The sequence below is a fragment of the Streptomyces sp. ID05-39B genome (genome assembly GCF_033794725.1).
GTDB classification, from domain to species: domain Bacteria; phylum Actinomycetota; class Actinomycetes; order Streptomycetales; family Streptomycetaceae; genus Streptomyces; species Streptomyces bobili.
Genome location: NZ_JARGEF010000090.1, coordinates 1 through 22879 on the forward strand (window position 1 = coordinate 1; position 22879 = coordinate 22879).

At 69.1% G+C, this 22879-nt stretch carries 19 protein-coding genes; 3 read left to right on the plus strand and 16 right to left on the minus strand.

Annotation, left to right across the window (positions count from 1 at the left end; translation table 11 throughout):
* Positions 1-62 precede the first annotated feature (62 nt).
* From recQ to P1P75_RS20520, 15 genes are all read right to left on the minus strand, one after another.
* Positions 63-2120 carry a DNA helicase RecQ gene (gene recQ / locus P1P75_RS20450; RefSeq protein ID WP_319257468.1) on the minus strand — a complete coding sequence of 686 codons (2058 nt, stop codon included), beginning with the start codon at positions 2118-2120 and terminating at the stop codon, positions 63-65.
* A gap of 315 nt (positions 2121-2435) precedes the next feature.
* On the minus strand, positions 2436-4085 hold the full coding sequence (gene nuoN / locus P1P75_RS20455; protein WP_319257415.1) for an NADH-quinone oxidoreductase subunit NuoN: 1650 nt from the start codon (positions 4083-4085) through the stop codon (positions 2436-2438).
* A complete protein-coding gene (locus tag P1P75_RS20460; protein WP_319257418.1) occupies positions 4082-5653 on the minus strand; it encodes an NADH-quinone oxidoreductase subunit M in 1572 nt (523 codons plus the stop codon). Before P1P75_RS20460 ends, nuoN begins: the two co-directional genes overlap by 4 nt.
* 5 nt (positions 5654-5658) lie before the next feature.
* Positions 5659-7650, minus strand: coding sequence for an NADH-quinone oxidoreductase subunit L (gene nuoL, locus P1P75_RS20465; RefSeq protein WP_319257421.1), 1992 nt, complete (start codon positions 7648-7650; stop codon positions 5659-5661).
* 15 nt (positions 7651-7665) lie between these two features.
* On the minus strand, positions 7666-7965 hold the full coding sequence (nuoK, locus tag P1P75_RS20470) for an NADH-quinone oxidoreductase subunit NuoK (protein WP_003974374.1): 300 nt from the start codon (positions 7963-7965) through the stop codon (positions 7666-7668).
* Positions 7962-8804: an NADH-quinone oxidoreductase subunit J gene (locus P1P75_RS20475; RefSeq protein WP_319257424.1), complete on the minus strand. Its 843-nt coding sequence runs from the start codon at positions 8802-8804 to the stop codon at positions 7962-7964. Before P1P75_RS20475 ends, nuoK begins: the two co-directional genes overlap by 4 nt.
* Positions 8801-9442, minus strand: a complete 642-nt coding sequence (gene nuoI, locus P1P75_RS20480; protein WP_319257427.1) for an NADH-quinone oxidoreductase subunit NuoI — start codon at positions 9440-9442, stop codon at positions 8801-8803. Before nuoI ends, P1P75_RS20475 begins: the two co-directional genes overlap by 4 nt.
* Entirely contained in the window at positions 9435-10796 is a 1362-nt protein-coding gene (gene nuoH / locus P1P75_RS20485; protein ID WP_319257430.1) for an NADH-quinone oxidoreductase subunit NuoH, read from the minus strand. The genes nuoI and nuoH overlap by 8 nt, the downstream gene beginning before the upstream one ends.
* A complete protein-coding gene (locus P1P75_RS20490; RefSeq protein ID WP_319257432.1) occupies positions 10793-13300 on the minus strand; it encodes an NADH-quinone oxidoreductase subunit G in 2508 nt (835 codons plus the stop codon). Before P1P75_RS20490 ends, nuoH begins: the two co-directional genes overlap by 4 nt.
* A complete protein-coding gene (nuoF, locus tag P1P75_RS20495; protein ID WP_319257434.1) occupies positions 13297-14646 on the minus strand; it encodes an NADH-quinone oxidoreductase subunit NuoF in 1350 nt (449 codons plus the stop codon). The genes P1P75_RS20490 and nuoF overlap by 4 nt, the downstream gene beginning before the upstream one ends.
* Positions 14643-15515: an NADH-quinone oxidoreductase subunit NuoE gene (gene nuoE / locus P1P75_RS20500; protein ID WP_319257436.1), complete on the minus strand. Its 873-nt coding sequence runs from the start codon at positions 15513-15515 to the stop codon at positions 14643-14645. The genes nuoF and nuoE overlap by 4 nt, the downstream gene beginning before the upstream one ends.
* Positions 15512-16834 carry an NADH-quinone oxidoreductase subunit D gene (locus P1P75_RS20505; RefSeq protein WP_319257439.1) on the minus strand — a complete coding sequence of 441 codons (1323 nt, stop codon included), beginning with the start codon at positions 16832-16834 and terminating at the stop codon, positions 15512-15514. Before P1P75_RS20505 ends, nuoE begins: the two co-directional genes overlap by 4 nt.
* Entirely contained in the window at positions 16831-17586 is a 756-nt protein-coding gene (locus P1P75_RS20510) for an NADH-quinone oxidoreductase subunit C (RefSeq protein WP_319257441.1), read from the minus strand. Before P1P75_RS20510 ends, P1P75_RS20505 begins: the two co-directional genes overlap by 4 nt.
* On the minus strand, positions 17583-18137 hold the full coding sequence (locus P1P75_RS20515) for an NADH-quinone oxidoreductase subunit B family protein (RefSeq protein ID WP_319257444.1): 555 nt from the start codon (positions 18135-18137) through the stop codon (positions 17583-17585). Before P1P75_RS20515 ends, P1P75_RS20510 begins: the two co-directional genes overlap by 4 nt.
* A gap of 14 nt (positions 18138-18151) precedes the next feature.
* Positions 18152-18511: an NADH-quinone oxidoreductase subunit A gene (locus P1P75_RS20520; RefSeq protein WP_007383963.1), complete on the minus strand. Its 360-nt coding sequence runs from the start codon at positions 18509-18511 to the stop codon at positions 18152-18154.
* 711 nt (positions 18512-19222) lie between these two features.
* Here P1P75_RS20520 and P1P75_RS20525 point away from each other — a divergent pair.
* Together P1P75_RS20525 and def are read left to right on the plus strand one after the other, a co-directional pair.
* Entirely contained in the window at positions 19223-20041 is an 819-nt protein-coding gene (locus P1P75_RS20525) for a C40 family peptidase (RefSeq protein WP_319257447.1), read from the plus strand.
* A 139-nt stretch (positions 20042-20180) separates the two neighbouring features.
* Entirely contained in the window at positions 20181-20807 is a 627-nt protein-coding gene (gene def, locus P1P75_RS20530; protein WP_319257449.1) for a peptide deformylase, read from the plus strand.
* 56 nt (positions 20808-20863) lie between these two features.
* Here the strand turns inward: def and P1P75_RS20535 are convergent, their stop codons facing one another.
* Positions 20864-22150, minus strand: coding sequence for a geranylgeranyl reductase family protein (locus tag P1P75_RS20535; RefSeq protein ID WP_319257451.1), 1287 nt, complete (start codon positions 22148-22150; stop codon positions 20864-20866).
* A 97-nt stretch (positions 22151-22247) separates the two neighbouring features.
* On the opposite strand from P1P75_RS20535, the gene P1P75_RS20540 reads away from it, so the two are divergent.
* A complete protein-coding gene (locus P1P75_RS20540) occupies positions 22248-22754 on the plus strand; it encodes a GNAT family N-acetyltransferase (RefSeq protein WP_319257454.1) in 507 nt (168 codons plus the stop codon).
* Positions 22755-22879: the final 125 nt, after the last annotated feature.

The following is a 22879-nucleotide window of genomic DNA, read 5'->3' on the forward strand; positions in this document are numbered from 1 at the left end:
ATTTTTTTTTTTTTTTTGGCAGGTTAAGATGTGTAAAAGAGACGGCCCTTACATCCGGCCCCCTACATCCAGTCCTCCGGTTCCGGCTCCGCGTCCATCTCGGGCCAGTAGTCGTCGGACCCGGTGTCCACGGCGGGCACGCTCTTCGCGGCAGGCACGGACCCGGTGGCCGTCCCTGCCCCCACCCCCGCGCCGGGGGCGGGAGCGGCGGCGGGCGGCTCCGGGGCCTCGCCCAGCGACGCCAGGACGCCGATCACGCCCTCCCCGTAAGTCGCCAGCTTCTTCTCGCCGACTCCGCTGATCCCGCCGAGCTGCCGCACGGACGTGGGCCACTCCGTGGCGATCTCCCGCAGCGTGGCGTCGTGGAAGATGACGTACGCCGGGACGCCCTGCTCCCGGGCCTGTTCGGCGCGCCAGGCACGCAGGGCCTCGAAGGCGGGGAGCAGCGCCTCGGGCAGTTCGACCGCGGCGGCCTTCGCCCTGCCCTTGCCGGAGGAGGAGCCCGACGTCTTCGCCGTCACCGGCTTCTTCGGCTCCTTGCGCAGCGGCACCTCCCGCTCGCGCCGCAGCACCTCCCCGCTGGAGTCCGTCAGCACCAGCGTGCCGTAGTCCCCCTCGACCGCGAGCAGCCCCTGTGCGAGCAACTGGCGGACGACGCCGCGCCATTCGCCCTCGGACAGGTCATCGCCGATGCCGAAGACCGACAGCTGGTCGTGGTCGAACTGGATCACCTTGGCCGAGCGTTTGCCCGTGAGGATGTCGACGATCTGCACCGCGCCGAACTTCTGGCCGCGCTCCCGCTGCAGCCGCACCACCGTCGACAGCACCTTCTGTGCCGCGACCGTGCCGTCCCAGGTCTCCGGGGTCGCGAGACAGGTGTCGCAGTTGCCGCAGCCCTTCGGGTCCGGTTCCTGGCCGAAGTAGGCCAGGAGCTGCCCGCGGCGGCACTGGACCGTCTCGCACAGCGCCAGCATCGACTCGAGGTGGGAGGCGGCCCGGCGGCGGAACGCCTCGTCGCCCTCGCTCGACTGGATCATCTTGCGCTGCTGTATGACGTCGTTCAGCCCGTAGGCCATCCAGGCCGTGGAGGGCAGTCCGTCACGGCCGGCACGGCCCGTCTCCTGGTAGTAGCCCTCGATCGACTTGGGCAGGTCGAGGTGGGCGACGAACCGCACGTCCGGCTTGTCGATGCCCATGCCGAAGGCGATGGTCGCGACCACGACCAGGCCCTCCTCGCGCAGGAAACGCGACTGGTGTGCCGCGCGCGTGCCCGAGTCCAGGCCCGCGTGGTAGGGCACGGCCTCGATGCCGTTGCGGGAGAGGAACTCGGCGGTCTTGTCCACGGAGTTGCGCGAGAGGCAGTAGACGATGCCCGCGTCGCCCGCGTGCTCTTCGCGCAGGAAGCCCAGCAGCTGCTTCTTGGGGTCGGCCTTCGGCACGATCCGGTACTGGATGTTGGGCCGGTCGAAGCTCGCCACGAAGTGCCGGGCCGTCGGCATGCGCAGCCGCTGCGTGATCTCCTGGTGCGTCGCGTGGGTGGCCGTGGCCGTGAGCGCGATGCGCGGGACGTCGGGCCAGCGCTCGCCCAGCAACGAGAGGGCGAGGTAGTCGGGGCGGAAGTCGTGCCCCCACTGGGACACGCAGTGGGCTTCGTCGATGGCGAAGACCGCGATCTTGCCGCGCGACAGCAGGTTGAGCGTGCTGTCCAGGCGCAGCCGCTCCGGCGCCAGGTAGAGCAGGTCCAGCTCGCCGGCCAGGAACTCGGCCTCGACCGTGCGCCGCTCGTCGAAGTCCTGCGTGGAGTTCATGAACCCGGCGCGCACGCCCAGTGCCCGCAGCGCGTCGACCTGGTCCTGCATCAGCGCGATCAGCGGCGAGACGACTACGCCTGTACCTGGTCTGACCAGGGAGGGGATCTGGTAGCAGAGTGACTTGCCGCCGCCGGTCGGCATGAGGACGACCGCGTCCCCGCCGGCCACGACATGCTCGATGACCTCGCCCTGCTCACCCCGGAAGGCCTCGTACCCGAAGACCCGGTGGAGCGTGGCCAGCGCCTCGCTGTCCGTGCCCGGCATCTCGGTGGTTGCTGGCATCTCCCTGATCCCGCCCGTCCCTCGCATCGTCCCGTCCCCCGTACGTCGTCCCTCGACCACTGCGTCCACGATAGGGGTCCGGACTGACACCGCCGGAGTTATCCACAGGCTCGGGGTGATCGGTCAGCCCCAGAACGCCACGTTCGCACAAGCGACCGAACGGGGAGCGCCCCCACCCTCGCCCACCGAAGCCACCCGCCGGACCCGCCAGACCGGCCGGACTCACCGACTCACCGGACTCAGCCGACGGGCCCCGGTCCCCCTCTGCGGGGAACCGGGGCCCGTCGCGCATTCTGCGCAGGCCAGCGCAGGACACAGCACGTCAGCACGTGTCAGCACAGGTCAGCGCACGAACACCCCTGCCTGGCTCGCCAAATCCAGGAAGTACTGCGGCGCCACGCCGAGCACCAGGGTGACGGCCACACCCACTCCGATCGTCGTCATCGTCAGGGGCGACGGGACGGCGACGGTGGGGCCCTCGGGCCGCGGCTCGCTGAAGAACATCAGGACGATGACCCTGATGTAGAAGAACGCGGCGATCGCCGACGAGATCACACCGACCACGACCAGCGGCGCCGCACCGCCCTCCGCCGCCGCCTTGAACACGGCGAACTTCCCGGCGAACCCGGAGGTCAGCGGGATGCCGGCGAAGGCCAGCAGGAACACCGCGAACACGGCCGCCACCAGCGGCGACCGGCGGCCCAGCCCGGCCCACTTGGACAGGTGCGTCGCCTCTCCGCCGGCGTCCCGCACCAGCGTCACGACCGCGAACGCGCCGATCGTCACGAACGAGTACGCGGCCAGGTAGAAGAGGACGGACGAGACACCGTCGGGCGTGGTCGCGATGACACCCGCGAGGATGAATCCCGCGTGCGCGATCGACGAGTACGCCAGCAGCCGCTTGATGTCGGTCTGCGTGATCGCGACGATCGCGCCGCCCAGCATGGTGACGACCGCGACACCCCACATGACCGGCCGCCAGTCCCAGCGCAGGCCAGGCAGTACGACGTACAGGATCCGCAGCAGGGCTCCGAAGGCTGCCACCTTGGTGGCGGCGGCCATGAAGCCGGTGACGGGGGTCGGCGCGCCCTGGTAGACGTCCGGCGTCCACATGTGGAACGGCACGGCGCCCACCTTGAACAGCAGCCCCATGACGATCATCGCGGCGCCGATGAGCAGCAGCACGTCGTTGCCCATGGTGTCCGCGAGGGCCGGGCTGACGTTGGTGACCGTGCCGTCGACGACCTGCGCGATCGTCGCGTACGACACCGAGCCGGCGTACCCGTAGAGCAGGGCGATGCCGAACAGGGTGAACGCCGAGGCGAAGGAGCCGAGCAGGAAGTACTTGACCGCGGCCTCCTGCGAGATGAGCCGCTTGCGGCGGGCCAGCGCGCACAGCAGGTACAGCGGCAGCGAGAAGACCTCCAGGGCGATGAAGAGGGTCAGCAGGTCGTTGGCCGCCGGGAAGACCAGCATGCCCGCGACGGCGAACAGCAGCAGCGGGAAGACCTCGGTGGTGGTGAAACCGGCCTTGACCGCTGCCTTCTCGCTGTCGCTGCCCGGCACGGAGGCGGCCTGGGCGGCGAAGGAGTCGACGCGGTTGCCGTGCGCCTCCGGGTCGAGCCGCCGTTCGGCGAAGGTGAACAGGCCGACCAGCGCGGACAGCAGGATCGTGCCCTGGAGGAACAGGGCCGGTCCGTCGACCGCGATCGCGCCCATCGCCGCGATGTGCGCCTTGGTGGTGCCGTAGCCGTCCGCCGCCAGCGCCACCACCGCGGCGAACGCGGCGGCCAACGCGACGACGGAAAGGACCAGTTGGGCGTGGTAGCGGGATCTGCGCGGCACGAACGCCTCGACCAGGATCCCGACGACGGCCGCGCCCACGACGATCAGGGTGGGCGCCAGCTGCGCGTATTCGATCTTCGGCGCGCCGATCTTCGAGATCGGGTCGGCCGCGGTTGTCCACAGGCTGTGGACGACTGCTGTACTCACTTGGCGGCCTCCACCTCGGGCTGGGGGTCCTTCTTGTGTACGTCGGACAGCGTCTGCTTGACCGCCGGGTCGACGATGTCCGTGACCGGCTTCGGATAGACGCCCAGGAAGATCAGTACGACGATCAACGGGGCGACGACCATCAGCTCCCGCGCGCGGAGGTCCGGCATCCCGGCGACCTCGGGTTTCACGGGACCGGTCATCGTCCTCTGGTAGAGGACGAGGGTGTACAGCGCGGCGAGGACGATGCCGAACGTGGCGACGATGCCGATCACCGGATAGCGGGAGAACGTCCCGACCAGGACCAGGAACTCGCTCACGAAAGGTGCCAGCCCCGGCAGTGACAGCGTCGCTAGACCGCCGATCAGGAAGGTGCCGGCGAGCACGGGTGCCACCTTCTGCACCCCGCCGTAGTCGGCGATGAGCCGCGAACCGCGCCGCGAGATCAGGAAGCCGGCGACCAGCATCAGGGCGGCTGTCGAGAGGCCGTGGTTGACCATGTAGAGCGTCGCGCCGGACTGGCCCTGGCTGGTCATGGCGAAGATGCCCATGATGATGAAGCCGAAGTGCGAGATCGACGCGTACGCCACCAGCCGCTTGATGTCGCGCTGTCCGACGGCGAGCAGCGCGCCGTAGATGATGCTGATCACGGCGAGGACGAGGATCGCGGGCGTCGCCCACTTGCTGGCCTCCGGGAAGAGCTGGAGGCAGAAGCGGAGCATCGCGAAGGTGCCGACCTTGTCGACGACGGCCGTGATGAGGACGGCGACGGGGGTGGTGGACTCCCCCATGGCGTTGGGCAGCCAGGTGTGGAGTGGCCATAGGGGTGCCTTCACGGCGAAGGCGAAGAAGAAGCCCAGGAACAGCCAGCGTTCGGTGTTCGTCGCCATGTCGAGCGAGCCGTTGGCGCGGGCCTCGGCGATCTCCGTCAGCGAGAAGTTCCCGGCGACGACATACAGCCCGATCACCGCGGCCAGCATGATCAGTCCGCCGGCCAGGTTGTAGAGCAGGAACTTCACGGCCGCGTACGACCGTTGGGTGGCCGCCGTCTCCTCGCCGTGTTCGTGGGCCCGGTCCCCGAAGCCGCCGATGAGGAAGTACATCGGGATCAGCATGGCTTCGAAGAAGATGTAGAAGAGAAAGACGTCGGTGGCCTCGAAGGAGATGATCACCATCGCCTCGACGGCGAGAATCAGGGCGAAGAAGCCCTGCGTCGGCCGCCACCGCTTGTCGCCGGTCTCCAGCGGGTCGGCGTCGTGCCAGCCCGCGAGGATGATGAACGGGATCAGCAGCGCCGTGAGCGCGATGAGCGCCACCGCGATGCCGTCCACGCCGAGTTCGTAACGGACGCCGAACTCGGCGATCCATGAGCGGGACTCGGTGAGCTGGTAGCGGTCGCCGTCCGGGTCGAAGCGGACCAGGACGACGATCGCCAGGACGAGCGTGGCGAGGGAGAAGAACAGCGCCAGCGCTTTGGCGGCGTTGCGCCGCGCGGCCGGGACGGCGGCCGTGGCGATCGCCCCGATCGCGGGGAGCACCGCCGTCGCTGTCAGCAGAGGAAAGGACATCGGTATCAGACCGCCCTCATCAGCAGGGTCGCGGCGATGAGGATCGCCACACCTCCGAACATCGAGACCGCGTAGGACCGCGCGTAGCCGTTCTGGAGCTTGCGCAGGCGCCCGGAGAGTCCGCCGACCGAGGCCGCCGTACCGTTGACGACGCCGTCGACCAGGGTGTGGTCGACGTACACCAGGGACCGTGTGAGGTGCTCGCCGCCGCGGACCAGGACGACGTGGTTGAAGTCGTCCTGGAGGAGGTCGCGCCGGGCGGCCCTGGTGAGCAGGGACCCGCGCGGGGCGACGACCGGGACCGGGCGGCGGCCGTACTGCGCGTAGGCGACCGCGACGCCGATCACCAGGACCACCATGGTGGCGAGGGTGACGGTGAGGGCGCTGACCGGGGAGTCGCCGTGGCTGTGTCCCGTGACGGGCTCCAGCCAGTGCAGGAAGCGGTCTCCGATGCTGAAGAACCCGCCCGCGAAGACCGATCCGAAGGCCAGCACGATCATCGGGATCGTCATGGACTTCGGCGACTCGTGCGGGTGCGGTTCCCCGGTCGCGGCGGCCCCGTGACCGGATGCGGCGTCGCCGCCGTACGCGGCGGCGGGCTCGGCGCTCGGTGCCTGCGGGGAGCGAGTGGGCTGGTTCCTCCAGCGCTCCTCGCCGAAGAACGTCATCAGCATCACGCGCGTCATGTAGTACGCCGTGATGGCCGCGCCCAGCAGCGCGCAGCCGCCGAGGATCCAGCCCTCGGTGCCGCCCTTGGCGAAGGCAGCCTCGATGATCTTGTCCTTGGAGAAGAAGCCGGACAGACCGGGGAAGCCGATGATGGCGAGGTAGCCGAGGCCGAAGGTGATGAAGGTGACCGGCATGTACTTGCGCAGGCCGCCGTACTTGCGCATGTCGACCTCGTCGTTCATGCCGTGCATGACCGAACCCGCGCCGAGGAACAGGCCGGCCTTGAAGAAGCCGTGCGTCACCAGGTGCATGATCGCGAAGACGTACCCGATGGGGCCGAGGCCGGCCGCCAGCACCATGTAGCCGATCTGCGACATGGTCGAGCCGGCCAGGGCCTTCTTGATGTCGTCCTTCGCGCAACCGACGATCGCACCGAACAGGAGCGTGACGGCACCCACGATGGTGACGACGAGCTGTGCGTCGGGCGCCAGGTTGAAGATCGCCGCGGAGCGGACGATGAGGTAGACGCCCGCGGTCACCATCGTGGCCGCGTGGATGAGGGCCGAGACCGGGGTCGGGCCCTCCATGGCGTCCCCGAGCCAGGACTGCAACGGGACCTGGGCGGACTTGCCGCAGGCCGCGAGCAGCAGCATCAGGGCGATGCCGTTGAGCGTGGCCTCGGAGGCGCCTCCGGCGAGTCCCGGCTCCTCGTGCGTGCCGAGCAGGGGACCGAAGGCGAAGGTGCCGAAGGTGGTGAACATCAGCATGATGGCGATCGACAGGCCCATGTCGCCGACGCGGTTGACCAGGAAGGCCTTCTTCGCGGCGGTGGCGGCGCTGGGCTTGTGCTGCCAGAAGCCGATCAGCAGGTAGGAGGCGAGACCGACGCCCTCCCAGCCGACGTACAGCAGCAGGTAGTTGTCGGCGAGGACCAGGAGGAGCATCGCCGCCAGGAACAGGTTCAGGTAGCCGAAGAAGCGGCGGCGGCGCTCGTCGTGCTCCATGTACCCGATCGAGTACAGGTGGATCAGCGAGCCGACGCCGGTGATCAGCAGGACGAACGTCATCGACAGCTGGTCGAGCTGGAAGGCCACGTCCGCCTGGAAGCCCTCGACCGGGATCCAGCTGAACAGGTGTTGCGTGAGCGTCCGGTCCGCGGCGTCCTTGCCGAGCAGGTCGGCGAAGAGGACCAGGCCGATCACGAAGGAGGCGGCCGCGAGCAGGGTGCCGAGCCAGTGGCCGACGGCATCGAGCCGCCGTCCGCCGACCAGCAGGACGGCCGCTCCGAGCAGGGGCGCCGCGATCAGCAGCGCAATCAGGTTCTCCACGATTCTTCCGACCCCTTACAGCTTCATCAGGCTGGCGTCGTCGACCGAGGCCGAGTGGCGGGAACGGAACAGCGACACGATGATCGCGAGTCCCACCACGACCTCCGCTGCGGCGACGACCATCGTGAAGAAGGCGATGATCTGGCCGTCGAGATTGCCGTGCATGCGGGAGAAGGCGACGAACGCGAGGTTGCAGGCATTGAGCATCAGCTCGATGCACATGAACACGACGATCGCGTTGCGCCTGATCAGGACGCCCGTCGCGCCGATCGTGAACAACAGGGCGGCGAGATAGAGGTAGTTGACGGGGTTCACTTCGACGCCTCCTCGGCCCGCTTGAAGGTCGGCGGCTCGATGGGGGTGCGCTCCAGACGGTCCTCGGCGCGCTGTTCGAGCGCCTTGAGGTCATTGAGCGCCTCGGTGGACACGTCCCGGATCTGGCCGCGCTCCCGCAGCGTCTTGCTGACGGTGAGTTCCGACGGGGTGCCGTCGGGCAGCAGGCCGGCGATGTCCACGGCGTTGTGCCGCGCGTACACACCGGGTGCGGGCAGCGGCGGCAGGTGGACGCCCTCGCGGACGCGCTGCTCGGACATCTCGCGCTGCGTCATCGCCCGCTCGGTGCGCTCGCGGTGGGTGAGCACCATGGCGCCGACGGCGGCCGTGATGAGCAGGGCGCCGGTGATCTCGAAGGCGAAGACGTACTTGGTGAAGATGAGGGCCGCGAGGCCCTCCACGTTGCCGCCCGCGTTGGCCTCGGTGAGGCCGCCGAACTCGGTCAGGGAGGCGTTGCCGATGCCGGCGACCAGCAGGATGCCGAAGCCGAGACCGCAGACGAGGGCCAGCCAGCGCTGGCCCTTGATGGTCTCGGTCAGGGAGTCCGCGGCGGTGACGCCGACGAGCATGACCACGAACAGGAACAGCATCATGATCGCGCCGGTGTAGACGACGATCTGGACGACGCCCAGGAAGTAGGCGCCGTTGGCAAGGTAGAACACCGCCAGAATGATCATGGTCCCGGCGAGGCAGAGCGCGCTGTGCACGGCCCTCTTCATGAAGACGGTGCACAGGGCGCCGAGCACCGCGACGGTGCCCAGCACCCAGAACTGGAACGCCTCGCCGGTGGAGGTGGAGTAGGCGGCGAGCTGAGCGCTCATCGGCCGATCACCTCCCCGGCGGCGGGCTCGTCCTCGCCGAAGGTGGAGGCGGCCTCCTGCGGCACCTCGCCCTTGGTGAGGGCGACCTGCCGCTCGGTGCCGGGCGCGGCCTCGGTCACCAGGCCCCGGTAGTAGTCCTGTTCGTCCATGCCGGGGTAGATGGCGTGCGGGGCGTCGACCATGCCCTCGTCCAGGCCGGCGAGCAGCTGCTCCTTGGTGAAGATCAGGTTGGCGCGGCTGCTGTCGGCCAGTTCGAACTCGTTGGTCATCGTCAGCGCGCGCGTGGGGCACGCCTCGATGCACAGGCCGCACAGGATGCAGCGGGCGTAGTTGATCTGGTAGACGCGTCCGTACCGCTCGCCCGGCGAGTAGCGCTCCTCCTCGGTGTTGTCCGCCCCCTCGACGTAGATGGCGTCGGCGGGGCAGGCCCAGGCGCACAGCTCACAGCCGACGCACTTCTCCAGGCCGTCCGGATGGCGGTTGAGCTGGTGCCGTCCGTGGAACCGCGGAGCGGTGGTCTTCTGCTGCTCGGGATACTGCTCGGTGAGCCGCTTCTTGAACATGGCCTTGAAGGTCACGCCGAAGCCGGCTACCGGGTTCTGGAAACCGGGTTTGGTCTCCTTGGGCTCCTCAGCCATCGGACGCCTCCTTTCCATCCAGCGATCCGTCACTGTGAGTATCGGGCCCACCACTGACAATCAGCTCCCGCTCCCGGCGCGAAGCGCGCCTGGGCACCGGCGGAAGCTCCTGTCCCGGCAGCGGCGGTACGGGGAATCCGCCCGCCATCGGGTCGAATCCGGCGGGCTCGGCGGGGGCCTGCTCGTCCTTGCCCCGGTCGCGGAACATGTCCGCGACGAAGGAGAGCAGCAGCAGGGCCAGGACACCGCCGCCGACGTAGAGGGCGATGTCGGCGAAGTCGTAGTTCTCGTTGCGCAGGGTCCGCACGGTGGCGACGAGCATCAGCCAGGTCACCGAGACCGGGATGAGGACCTTCCAGCCGAGCTTCATCAGCTGGTCGTAGCGGACCCGGGGCAGCGTGCCGCGCAGCCAGATGAAGAAGAACAGCAGCAGCTGCACCTTGACGACGAACCAGAGCATCGGCCACCAGCCGTGGTTCGCGCCCTCCCAGAAGGTGCTGACCGGCCAGGGAGCCCGCCAGCCGCCGAGGAAGAGAGTCGTCGCGACGGCCGACACCGTCACCATGTTCACGTACTCGGCGAGCATGAACATCGCGAACTTGATCGACGAGTACTCGGTGTTGAAGCCGCCGACCAGGTCTCCCTCGGACTCCGGCATGTCGAAGGGGGCACGGTTGGTCTCGCCGACCATCGTGACGATGTAGAGGATGAAGGAGACCGGCAGCAGGAGGATGTACCAGCGGTCCTGCTGCTGCTCGACGATCGTCGACGTCGACATCGACCCGGAGTAGAGGAACACCGAGGCGAACGCGGCGCCCATCGCGATCTCGTACGAGATCATCTGCGCGCAGGACCGCAGGCCGCCCAGCAGCGGGTAGGTGGATCCGGAGCTCCAGCCCGCCAGGACGATGCCGTAGATGCCGACCGAGGCGACCGCGAGGATGTAGAGCATCGCGATCGGCAGGTCGGTGAGCTGCATCGTGGTGCGCTGGCCGAAGATCGAGATCTCGTTGCCGGCCGGCCCGAAGGGGATCACCGCGATCGCCATGAAGGCCGGGATGGCGGCGATGACCGGTGCGAGGACGTACACGACCTTGTCGGCGCGTTTGACGATGAGGTCTTCCTTCAGCATCAGCTTGATGCCGTCGGCGAGCGACTGGAGCATGCCCCAGGGGCCGTGCCGGTTGGGGCCGACGCGCAGCTGCATCCAGGCGACGACCTTGCGCTCCCAGACGATGGAGAACAGCACGGTCAGCATGAGGAAGGCGAAGCAGAACACCGCCTTGACGACGACCAGCCACCAGGGGTCGCGGCCGAACATCGAGAGGTCTTCCGCGGCGAAGTAGGGGCTCATGCCTCTCCCTCCTTGGTGGCGTCGGCGGCGGGCGTCGCCGGGCCGATGCGGACGAGGGAGCCGGGCCGGGCCCCGGTGTCGGAGGCGACGCCGCCGCCGGTGGAGTTCAGCGGGAGCCACACCACCCGGTCGGGCATCTCGGTGATCTCCAGTGGCAGTTCGACCGTTCCGGCGGTGCCGGTCACGGCGAGTGTGTCGCCGTCCTTGACGCCGGCTTCGGCGGCCGTGGCGGCGGACACGCGCGCGCGGGCGGCGTGCCGGGTCCCGGCGAGCGCTTCGTCGCCCTGCTGGAGGAGACCCTGGTCGAGCAGCAGGCGGTGCCCGGCGAGCACGGCCTCACCCGCGGCGGGTCGCGGCAGTACGCCCGCGGTGTCCGTCGGTGCGGTGGCCCGCGGCCCGCCCCAGGCGCCGAGCCGGTCCAGTTCGGCGCGCGCGGTGCGCAGGTCGGGAAGGCCCAGATGGACGTCCATGGCGTCGGCCAGCATCTGCAGCACGCGCGCGTCGGCCGGCGCCAGGCGGCGCGTCATCTGGTCGGGCTTGAGCGCGGCCTCGAAGGGGCGCACCCGGCCCTCCCAGTTGAGGAACGCGCCGGCCTTCTCGGCGACCGCGGCGACGGGCAGTACGACGTCGGCGTGGGCGGTGACCTCGCCGGGCCGCAGCTCCAGAGACACCACGAAGCCGGCCTCGGCGAGCGCCTCACGCGCACGCTGCGGGTCGGGCAGGTCGGCGACCTCCACTCCGGCGACGAGCAGTGCCTGAAGCTCACCGCCCGCGGCGGCGTCGATGATCTGGCCCGTGTCCCGGCCGTAGCGCAGCGGGAGTTCGGCGACGCCCCAGGCGGCCGCGACCTCCTCCCGCGCGCGCGGGTCGGTGGCCGGGCGCCCGCCAGGCAGCAGCGACGGCAGCGCGCCCGCCTCGATGGCGCCCCGCTCCCCCGCCCGGCGCGGAATCCACACCAGCTGCGCCCCGGTGGCGGTGGCCGCCCGGACGACGGCGGTCAGACCGCCCGCGACAGCGGCCAGCCGCTCACCTACGACGATCACCGCGCCGCCGGCGCGCAGCGCCTCGGCGGCCCGGCTGCCGGGTTCGTCCTCCAGGCCGACCCCGCTGGACAGTGCGTCCAGCCACTCGGTCTCGGTGCCCGGGGCGGCCGGCAGCAGCGTGCCGCCGGCCTTCTCCAGGCCGCGGGTGGCGTGCGTGGCCAGCGAGAACACCTTCTGCCCGTGCCCCCGCCAGCCCTTGCGCAGCCGCAGGAAGACGCCGGGCGCCTCCTCCTCGGACTCGAACCCGACGAGCAGGACGGCGGGCGCCTTCTCCAGCGTCGTGTACGTGATGCCGCTGCCGTCGAGGTCACGGCCTCGGCCCGCCACGCTGGACGCCAGGAAGTCGGCCTCCTCGCTGCTGTGCACGCGCGCGCGGAAGTCGATGTCGTTGGTGCCGAGCGCCACGCGCGCGAACTTGCTGTACGCGTAGGCGTCCTCGACGGTGAGGCGGCCGCCGGTCAGGACGCCGGTCCTGCCGCGCGAGGCGAGCAGTCCCTGGGCCGCGATCTGCAGCGCCTCCGGCCAGGAGGCCGGTTCGAGGTCGCCCTCGGCGTTGCGCACGAGCGGGGTGTCGAGCCGGTCGCGCTGCTGCGCGTACCGGAACCCGAACCGCCCCTTGTCGCAGATCCACTCCTCGTTGACCTCGGGGTCGTCGGCGGCGAGGCGCCGCATGACCTTGCCGCGCCGGTGGTCCGTGCGCGTCGCGCAGCCGCCGGAGCAGTGCTCGCAGACGGACGGCGAGGAGATCAGGTCGAAGGGCCGCGAACGGAACCGGTAGGCCGCCGAGGTGAGCGCGCCGACCGGGCAGATCTGGATGGTGTTGCCGGAGAAGTACGACTCGAAGGGGTCGCCCTCACCGGTGCCGACCTGCTGGAGCGCGCCCCGCTCGATCAGCTCGATCATCGGGTCGCCCGCGACCTGGTTGGAGAACCTGGTGCACCGGGCGCACAGCACGCACCGCTCACGGTCGAGCAGCACCTGTGTGGAGATCGGGACGGGCTTCTCGTAGGTCCGCTTGCGGCCCTCGAAGCGGGACTCGGCGTTGCCGTGTGACATGGCCTGGTTCTGCAGGGGGCACTCGCCGCCCTTGTCGCAGACCGGGCAGTCCAGCGGGTGGTTGATGAGGAGCAGCTCCATCACACCGTGCTGTGCCTTCTCGGCGACCGGGGAGGTGAGGTGGGTCTTCACCACCATCCCGTCCGTGCAGGTGATGGTGCAGGACGCCATCGGCTTGCGCTGGCCCTCGACCTCGACGATGCACTGGCGGCAGGCGCCGGCCGGGTCGAGGAGAGGGTGGTCGCAGAAGCGCGGGATCTCGATGCCGAGCTGCTCGGCGGCACGGATGACCAGGGTGCCCTTGGGCACGCTGATCTCCGCGCCGTCGATGGTCAGCGACACGAGATTCTCCGGCGGGAGAGCCGCCTCTCCGCCCCCGGAGGGAGCGCTGGTGGTCACCGTCATGCGTTCACCTCCGTGCGGTCGGCCCAGGCCGTCGACTTGGCCGGGTCGAAGGGGCAGCCGCGGCCCGTGATGTGCTGTTCGTACTCCTCGCGGAAGTGCTTGAGCGAGGAGAAGATCGGCGAGGCGGCACCGTCGCCGAGGGCACAGAAGGACTTGCCGTTGATGTTGTCGGCGATGTCGTTGAGCTTCTCGAGGTCGGACATGGCGCCCTTGCCCGCCTCGATGTCCCGCAGCAGCTGCACCAGCCAGTAGGTGCCTTCGCGGCAGGGCGTGCACTTGCCGCAGGACTCATGGGCGTAGAACTCGGTCCAGCGGGTGACGGCACGCACGACGCAGGTCGTCTCGTCGAAGCACTGGAGTGCTTTCGTGCCGAGCATGGAACCCGCGGCACCCACTCCTTCGTAGTCAAGGGGGACGTCGAGGTGCTCGTCGGTGAACATCGGTGTGGAGGAGCCGCCCGGCGTCCAGAACTTGAGGCGGTGGCCCGGTCGCATTCCGCCGCTCATCTCCAGGAGCTGGCGCAGGGTGATGCCGAGGGGGGCCTCGTACTGGCCGGGGCTGGCGACATGGCCGCTGAGCGAGTAGAGCGTGAAGCCCGGGGACTTCTCGCTGCCCATCGACCTGAACCATTCTTTTCCGTTTTGCAGAATCGCGGGAACCGACGCGATCGACTCCACGTTATTCACCACAGTCGGGCATGCGTAGAGGCCCGCGACAGCAGGGAAAGGAGGACGCAGCCGCGGTTGTCCACGGCGGCCTTCGAGCGAGTCCAGCAGCGCGGTCTCCTCACCACAGATGTACGCGCCCGCACCCGCGTGCACGGTGAGTTCGAGGTCGAGTCCGCTGCCCAGGACGTTCTCGCCGAGGTAGCCCGCCGCGTAGGCCTCGCGCACGGCCTCGTGCAACCGTCGCAGAACAGGGACGACTTCGCCCCGCAGATAGATGAACGCATGAGACGACCTGATGGCATAACACGCGATCACAATGCCCTCGATGAGGCTGTGCGGGTTCGCGAAGAGGAGCGGGATGTCCTTGCAGGTTCCCGGCTCCGACTCGTCGGCGTTGACAACTAGATAGTGCGGTTTTCCATCTCCCTGGGGAATGAACTGCCATTTCATTCCCGTGGGGAATCCCGCGCCACCGCGGCCGCGCAGACCGGAGTCCTTGACGTACGCGATCAGGTCGTCCGGCGACATGGCGAGCGCCTTGCGGAGTCCCTCGTACCCCTCGTGCCTTCGGTACACGTCCAGCGTCCAGGACCTGTCCTCGTCCCAGAAGGCCGACAGCACGGGTGCGAGCAGCTTCTCGGGGCCGGTGTCCTTCAGTTCGGGTGCCAAGGTCATCACTCCCCCTCCTCGGCGGTAGGCCCTGCCGGGTGGGCCGGGTCGGAGGCCGACGTGTCCTGTGGCGCGTCGTGCGAACTGAGGTGCTCGGTGGGCGACGGGTCGTGCACGGCCCGGTCCTGCGGCGCGTCGTGCGGTCCGCCGTCGCGTGGATGGACCACGCGCGCGGGTGCGGTCTCTCCCCTTGCCAGGCGAAGACCCACCAGCGACGCCGGTCCCGCGCTGCCGCCCCCGTCGACGGCGCCCTCGCGCTCGTCGGGGAAGCCCGCCAGGATCCGGGCGGTCTCCTTGAAGGTGCACAGCGGCGCCCCGCGCGTGGGCGAGACGGTACGGCCGGTGCGCAGGTCGTCCACCAGGCTCTTGGCGCTCTGCACGGTCTGGTTGTCGAAGAACTCCCAGTTGACCATCACGACCGGCGCGAAGTCGCAGGCCGCGTTGCACTCGATGTGCTCCAGGGTGACCTTGCCGTCGTCGGTGGTCTCGCCGTTGCCGACGCCGAGGTGGTCCTGGAGCGCCTCGAAGATGGCGTCGCCGCCCATCACCGCGCAGAGGGTGTTGGTGCAGACGCCCACCTGGTAGTCACCGCTCGGCCGGCGCCGGTACATGGTGTAGAAGGTCGCGACCGCGGTGACCTCGGCGGTGGTCAGGCCCAGTACGTCCGCGCAGAACTGCATCCCGGTGCGCGTGACGTGTCCCTCCTGCGACTGCACGAGGTGCAGCAACGGCAGGAGCGCGGAGCGGGAGTCGGGGTAGCGGGCGATGATCTCGCGCGCGTCCGTCTCCAGCCTGGCTCGGACGTCGTCCGGGTAGGCGGGCGGGGGCAGCTGGGGCATGCCCAGGCTGACGCCCCGCTCGGAAGAAGAGGTGGTCACCGGTCGACGCCTCCCATCACGGGGTCGATGGACGCCACGGCGACGATCACGTCGGCGACCTGGCCGCCTTCGCACATCGCCGCCATGGCCTGAAGGTTGGTGAAGGACGGGTCACGGAAGTGGACCCGGTAGGGGCGGGTGCCGCCGTCGGACACGACGTGCACACCGAGTTCGCCCTTGGGCGATTCGACGGCCGCGTACGCCTGGCCCGGCGGGACCCGGAAGCCCTCGGTGACCAGCTTGAAGTGGTGGATCAGGGCCTCCATGGAGGTGCCCATGATCTTCTTGATGTGGTCGAGGGAGTTGCCGAGACCGTCGGGGCCCAGGGCGAGCTGGGCAGGCCAGGCGATCTTCTTGTCGGGGACCATGACCGGGCCGGGCTGGAGCCGGTCCAGGCACTGTTCGACGATCCTGAGCGACTGGCGCATCTCCTCCAGGCGGATCAGGAAGCGGCCGTAGGCGTCGCAGGAGTCGGCGGTCGGGACGTCGAAGTCGTACGTCTCGTAGTCGCAGTAGGGCTGGCTCTTGCGCAGGTCGTGCGGCAGGCCGGTGGCGCGCAGCACCGGACCGGTGGCGCCGAGGGCCATGCAGCCGGCCAGGTCGAGATAGCCGATGTCCTGCATGCGGGCCTTGAAGATGGGGTTCCCGGTGGCGAGCTTGTCGTACTCCGGGAGGTTCTTCTTCATCTTCTTCACGAACTCGCGGATCTGGTCCACCGCGCCGGGAGGCAGGTCCTGGGCGAGTCCGCCGGGGCGGATGTACGCGTGGTTCATCCGCAGGCCGGTGATGAGTTCGTAGATGTCGAGAATCAGTTCACGATCACGGAATCCGTAGATCATGATCGTGGTCGCGCCGAGTTCCATGCCGCCGGTGGCGATGCACACCAGGTGGGAGGACATCCGGTTCAGCTCCATCAGGAGCACCCGGATGATCTTGGCTCGCTCGGTGATCTGGTCCTCGATGCCGAGGAGCTTCTCGACGCCGAGGCAGTAGGCGGTCTCGTTGAAGAAGGACGTCAGGTAGTCCATGCGCGTCACGAAGGTGGTGCCCTGTGTCCACGTACGGAACTCGAGGTTCTTCTCGATGCCGGTGTGCAGGTAGCCGATGCCGCAGCGGGCCTCGGTGACCGTCTCGCCGTCGATCTCCAGGATCAGGCGGAGCACACCGTGGGTGGAGGGGTGCTGGGGCCCCATGTTGACGACGATGCGTTCGTCGTCGGCGCGGGCCGCGGACTGGACGACCTCGTCCCAGTCGCCACCGGTCACCGTGTAGACGGTGCCTTCGGTGGTCTCGCGCGGCGATGCTGACTGAGTGCTCACGAGTACGACCTCCGCTGGTCCGGAGCCGGGATCTGGGCGCCCTTGTACTCGACGGGGATGCCGCCGAGGGGATAGTCCTTGCGCTGGGGGTGGCCCTGCCAGTCGTCCGGCATCATGATCCGCGTCAGGGCCGGGTGACCGTCGAAGACGATCCCGAAGAAGTCGTAGGTCTCGCGCTCGTGCCAGTCGTTGGTCGGATAGACGGAGACCAGGGACGGGATGTGACGGTCGGTGTCCGGGGCGCTGACCTCGAGCCGGATCAGCCTGTTGTGGGTGATCGAGCGCAGGTGGTAGACGGCGTGCAGTTCGCGGCCCTTGTCGTTCGGGTAGTGGACGCCGCTCACGCCCGTGCACAGTTCGAAGCGCAGGGCAGGGTCGTCACGCAGGGTGCGGGCGACGCGGACGAGGTGCTCGCGTTCGATGTGGAAGGTGAGTTCGTCGCGGTCGACGACCGTCCTCTCGATCGCGTTGCCGGGGAGGAGACCCTGCTCCTCCAGCGCGCCCTCCAGTTCGTCGGCGACCTCGTCGAACCAGCCGCCGTAGGGGCGGGCGGTCGCGCCGGGGAGGCGTACCGAGCGGACCAGGCCGCCGTAACCGGAGGTGTCGCCGCCGTTGGCGGCGCCGAACATGCCGCGCTGGACGCGGATCTCCTCGCCGCCCTGACCTCGCTGGCCGGGGAGGTTGGAGGCGGAGAGGTCCTTCTCGGGGTTGGTTCCCCCGGCCCCCGCGCCGGTGCCGTTGGCGTCGCTCACCGCAGCAGCCCCTTCATCTCGATCAAGGGCAGGGCCTTGAGCGCCGCTTCCTCGGCCTCGCGGGCCGCCTCCTCGGCGTTCACACCCAGCTTGGTGTTCTGGATCTTGTGGTGGAGCTTGAGGATCGCGTCCATCAGCATCTCGGGGCGCGGCGGGCAGCCGGGGAGATAGATGTCGACAGGGACGATGTGGTCCACGCCCTGGACGATCGCGTAGTTGTTGAACATGCCGCCCGAGGATGCGCACACCCCCATGGAGATCACCCACTTCGGGTTCGGCATCTGGTCGTAGACCTGCCGCAGCACCGGCGCCATCTTCTGGCTGACCCGGCCGGCCACGATCATCAGGTCCGCCTGGCGGGGCGAACCGCGGAAGACCTCCATGCCGAAGCGCGCCAGGTCGTAGCGGCCGGCGCCGGTGGTCATCATCTCGATGGCGCAGCAGGCGAGGCCGAACGTGGCCGGGAAGACGGACGCCTTGCGCACCCAGCCCGCGGCCTGTTCGACGGTGGTCAGCAGGAATCCGCTCGGAAGCTTTTCTTCGAGTCCCATGGCTTAAAGGCCCCTCAGTCCCATTCCAGGCCGCCGCGCCGCCACACATAGGCGTAGGCGACGAAGACGGTGAGCACGAAGAGCAGCATCTCCACGAGCCCGAAAACCCCCAGCGCGTCGAAGGTGACGGCCCAGGGGTAGAGGAAGACGATCTCGATGTCGAAGACGATGAAGAGCATCGCCGTCAGGTAGTACTTGATGGGGAAGCGCCCGCCGCCGGCCGGCGTGGGGGTCGGCTCGATACCGCACTCGTAGGCCTCGAGCTTGGCGCGGTTGTACCGCTTCGGCCCGATCAACGTGGCCATGACCACGGAGAAGATCGCAAAGCCTGCCCCGAGGGCTCCCAGTACGAGGATGGGCGCATACGCGTTCACCGCTCCTCGCTCCTCTCAGTCGGCACTGACTGCTGGCGATGGTGTGGGCTCACATCCGTCTCACAGGCCTCTCGAACTCCGCCGGTCCTGACGAAGATCGAGAACATGTGAAGCAGGTCACAAGCCCAACTGCCTCGCATCCTATGCCTGCCGCTCTGTGATCTGCGACACGGGGTATTGCACAAGCTTTGTGATCTCCACCACCTGACGAAGGATCATGAAGTCATATCAGCGGTGATCTTCGTACGCGAAGCGTCAGAGTGATCACAAGAAGTGACATTTGCGCGCGTCGTCGCAGGTCGAGGGCGGCGTCTCTATATCAAGAGGGTTCCGCTGCATGCAAATTGGTGCTGGACGGGGCCCCTTGGTAGAGGACGCGTTCACACATCAGAGGGAGTCGCGGGGTCGATGTGGACGCGTGCACGGGTTCACAAGCGGAGCCGGTCGCGCCGCGCACGCCGGACGCGGGCCTTCCGTTAATCGTTCCGTGACCTCCGCCACACTCGCGGGTGGTGCCGGAGAGCCGGGCTTGGCCAACGATCGCAACCAGTGCTAGGTGCGGGGCAATCCGGACGTAACCGCGAAAGGCCATGATCACGGGCTTGATCACCCGCGTCCGCAATGTCCGTTACGGCGTCAATAAAGAGTGGCGCGGCGGGTGTTCGGGGTCCCCATTGAGTAATTGTGGCGCAGCACACGTTTCTTGAAGGTATGAAGGACCCCCTGATACCGGTTGTACTCATGTCCCACACCGCTCACATACGCAGCCACCGGAAACCCCGCCGCAGCGCGTCGACGATCGCGATGCGGGCCGGAGTCGCCAGTGGTGTACTCGGCTCGCTGGCCGTGGCCACCGCGGCAGGAGCGGCCAACGCCGCCGAGCCGGTGACGCAGACGCTCGAACTGCCCGTCCTGACGGGTGACGTGGCCGCCCAGGTCGCGCAGTCCGCGAACGCCACCCAGCAGGCCGCCGCGAACTACCAGCTGGAGGCCGAGCGCGACGCGGCCGCCGCCGCGGCCGCCAAGGAGGCCAAGGAGGACCTCGCCGCAGCCAAGAAGGCCGAGGCGAAGAAGAAGGCCGAGGAGGCCCGTAAGGCCGCCGCTGAGGCCGCCGTGTCCCGTTCCACGGAGCGGACCACCCTCTCGACCACGACGACCGCCTCCGCCCCCGCCAGCGGCAGCGTCGGCACGGTCATCTCCTTCCTCAAGGCCCAGCTGGGCGACGCCTACGTCATGGGCGCCACCGGCCCCAACGCCTGGGACTGCTCCAGCCTGGTGCAGGCCGCGTTCAAGCAGGTCGGCGTGGACCTTCCGCGCGTCTCGCAGGACCAGTCGATGGCCGGCACCGACGTGTCGCTGTCCAACCTCCAGGTCGGCGACATCCTGTACTGGGGCGGCAAGGGCTCCGCGTACCACGTGGGCGTGTACATCGGGAACGGCCAGTACCTCGACGCGGCCAACTCCGCCAAGGGCGTCGTCATCCAGGACCTCTCCGGCTACCCGGCGTCGGGCGCGGTGCGCGTGCTCTGACACGCACCGGTCCGGACACCCGGATCACCGTCAAGGGCCGCAGCCGCTCGGGGGCAGCGGCCCTTCGGGCTCTCCTGGCATCCTCGGGCCGCACCGGTGGAACCCCACCGGCCGTCCGCGAGTTGAAGGAGAGACCGCCATGCCCAGCGTGTTCGTCCAGGGACGCCCCGTCGCCTCGTACCCCCCGCTCGCGCCGGAGGCCGGCCGCGGCTCGGTGCGGCGGATCACCGAGACCGGTGAGGGGGTCCTGCACAGGCCGTGCCGGGACGTGACCGAGTTCGGCCCCGATCTCGCCGCGCTCATCGACGACATGTTCCTCACGATGTACGTCGCCGAGGGAGCCGGCCTCGCCGCGAACCAAGTCGGGGTCGATCTGCGACTGTTCGTCTACGACTGCCCCGACGACGAAGGTGTCCGGCATGTCGGACATCTCGTCAACCCGGTGCTGGACCCGCTCGACCCGGCCCACCGCCGGCTGCTCGACGAGGGCGAGGGCTGCCTGTCCGTCCCCGGCGCCGTCATGGACGTACCGCGTCCGGACCGGGCCCTCGTGCGCGGGCTCGGCAAGGACGGGGAGCCGCTCCTCATCGAGGGCACGGGGTACTTCGCGCGCTGCCTCGCCCATGAGACCGACCACGTGAACGGGCACGTGTATCTCGACCGGCTCTCCCGGCGGGACCGCAAGGACGCGCTGCGGCAGGTGGCGGACCGGCGGGACGAGGTGCTGGCCCGCCGGGCCGCCAGGCAGCGGACACTCACCGCCTGATCACGCCGCCACGGCCGCCGGAGGGCGGGAGCATGTGACGGCGTTCCCGTATCGGCTCAGGCCTTCGGGGCGACCTTGCTCAGGCCGTTGATGATGCGGTCCATCGCGTCGCCGCCCGTGGGGTCGGTGAGGTTGGCGAGCATCTTGAGCGTGAACTTCATCAGCATCGGGTGCGTCAGGCCGCGCTGGGTCGCGATCTTCATGACCTTCGGGTTGCCGATCAGCTTCACGAAGGCGCGGCCCAGCGTGTAGTAGCCGCCGTAGGTGTCCTTGAGGACGCGGGGGTAGCGCTGGAGGGCCAGTTCGCGGCCCGCGGGGGTCGAGCGGGCGTGGGCCTGGACGATGACGTCGGCGGCGAGCTGGCCGGACTCCATGGCGTAGGCGATGCCCTCGCCGTTGAAGGGGTTCACCAGGCCGCCGGCGTCGCCGACGAGCAGCAGGCCCTTGGTGTAGTGCGGCTGCCGGTTGAAGGCCATCGGCAGGGCGGCTCCGCGGATGGGGCCGGTCATGTTGTCCGGGGTGTAGCCCCAGTCCTCCGGCATGGAGGCGCACCAGGCCTTGAGGACCTCACGCCAGTCCAGTTCCTTGAAGGAGTTCGAGGTGTTGAGGACGCCCAGGCCCACGTTGGACGTGCCGTCGCCCATGCCGAAGATCCAGCCGTAGCCCGGCAGGAGGCGGTCCTCGCCCGGTCCTCGCCGGTCCCAGAGTTCGAGCCAGGACTCCAGGTAGTCGTCCTCGTGGCGGGGGCTGGTGAAGTAGGTGCGCACGGCGACGCCCATCGGGCGGTCCTCGCGGCGGTGCAGGCCCATCGCGAGGGAGAGGCGGGTGGAGTTGCCGTCGGCGGCGACGACGAGCGGGGCCCGGAAGGTGACCTCGCGCTTCTCCTCGCCGAGTTTCGCGTGCACACCGGTGATCCGGCCGGTGCGCTCCTCGACGATGGGCGCGCCGACGTTGCAGCGCTCGTAGAGCCGGGCTCCCGCCTTCTGGGCCTGGCGGGCGAGCTGCTCGTCGAAATCGTCTCGCTTGCGGACGAGGCCGTAGTCCGGGAAGGAGGCGAGATCCGGCCAGTCCAGCTGGAGGCGGACACCGCCGCCGATGATGCGCAGGCCCTTGTTGCGCAGCCAGCCCGCCTCCTCGGAGATGTCGATCCCCATGGCGACGAGTTGCTTGACGGCGCGCGGGGTGAGGCCGTCGCCACAGACCTTCTCGCGCGGGAACTCGGTCTTCTCCAGCAGGAGTACGTCGAGCCCGGCCTTGGCGAGGTGGTAGGCGGTCGTGGAGCCGGCCGGCCCCGCGCCGACCACGATCACATCGGCGGTGTTTTCGGAGAGGGGCTCGGTCACGGCGGGTTCTCCCCAAGTTCGGAATTGCGTGCCGACCGGCACTGGACATGGGCAGTCTATTCAGGAGAATTGATCAACCTGCTGAAGGGCTGCCCCCGTGAACCGAGTTCTGCCCGTCGTACGGCTGCGCGTCCCCACGGACGAGGACGCGGTGGCGTGGCAACGGATCTTCGACCACCCCGATGTCATGGAGTTCCACGGCGGCCGTTCGGCGGGGCTGTCCGTCTACGAGGAGCTGACCGCCCGCCAGCGCCGGCACGACGCCGAGCGCGGGTTCTGCCTGTGGACGATGCTCGACGAGTCGGGCCGGGTCATCGGCTTCACCGGCGCACAGCCGTGGGACCGGGAGTGGGGCCCGACCGGGGAGATCGAGATCGGCTGGCGGCTCGGCCGGGAGTACTGGGGGCAGGGGTACGTCACGGCGGCGGCGCGGATGACCCTGGAGCGGGTGCGGGAGGCGGGGGTGCCGAGCGTGGTGGCCATGGTCGTCGCGGGCAACACCCGGTCCATCGCCGTCACCCAGCGGCTCGGCATGCGGCTCACCGAGGTGTTCACGACCCCGGAGTCGGAACAGCAGGGGCACTGCTACCGGCTGGACCTGTAGCAGCCCTGCGGAAGCCCTGCGGAAGCCCTGCGGAAGCCCTGCGGAAGCTTCAACTCCGGTTCCGTGACCTTGAGTAGTCGATTGTCACGGTAAGGCAGCGGTTGCTTCCGGTCGCCCCCTTGGGC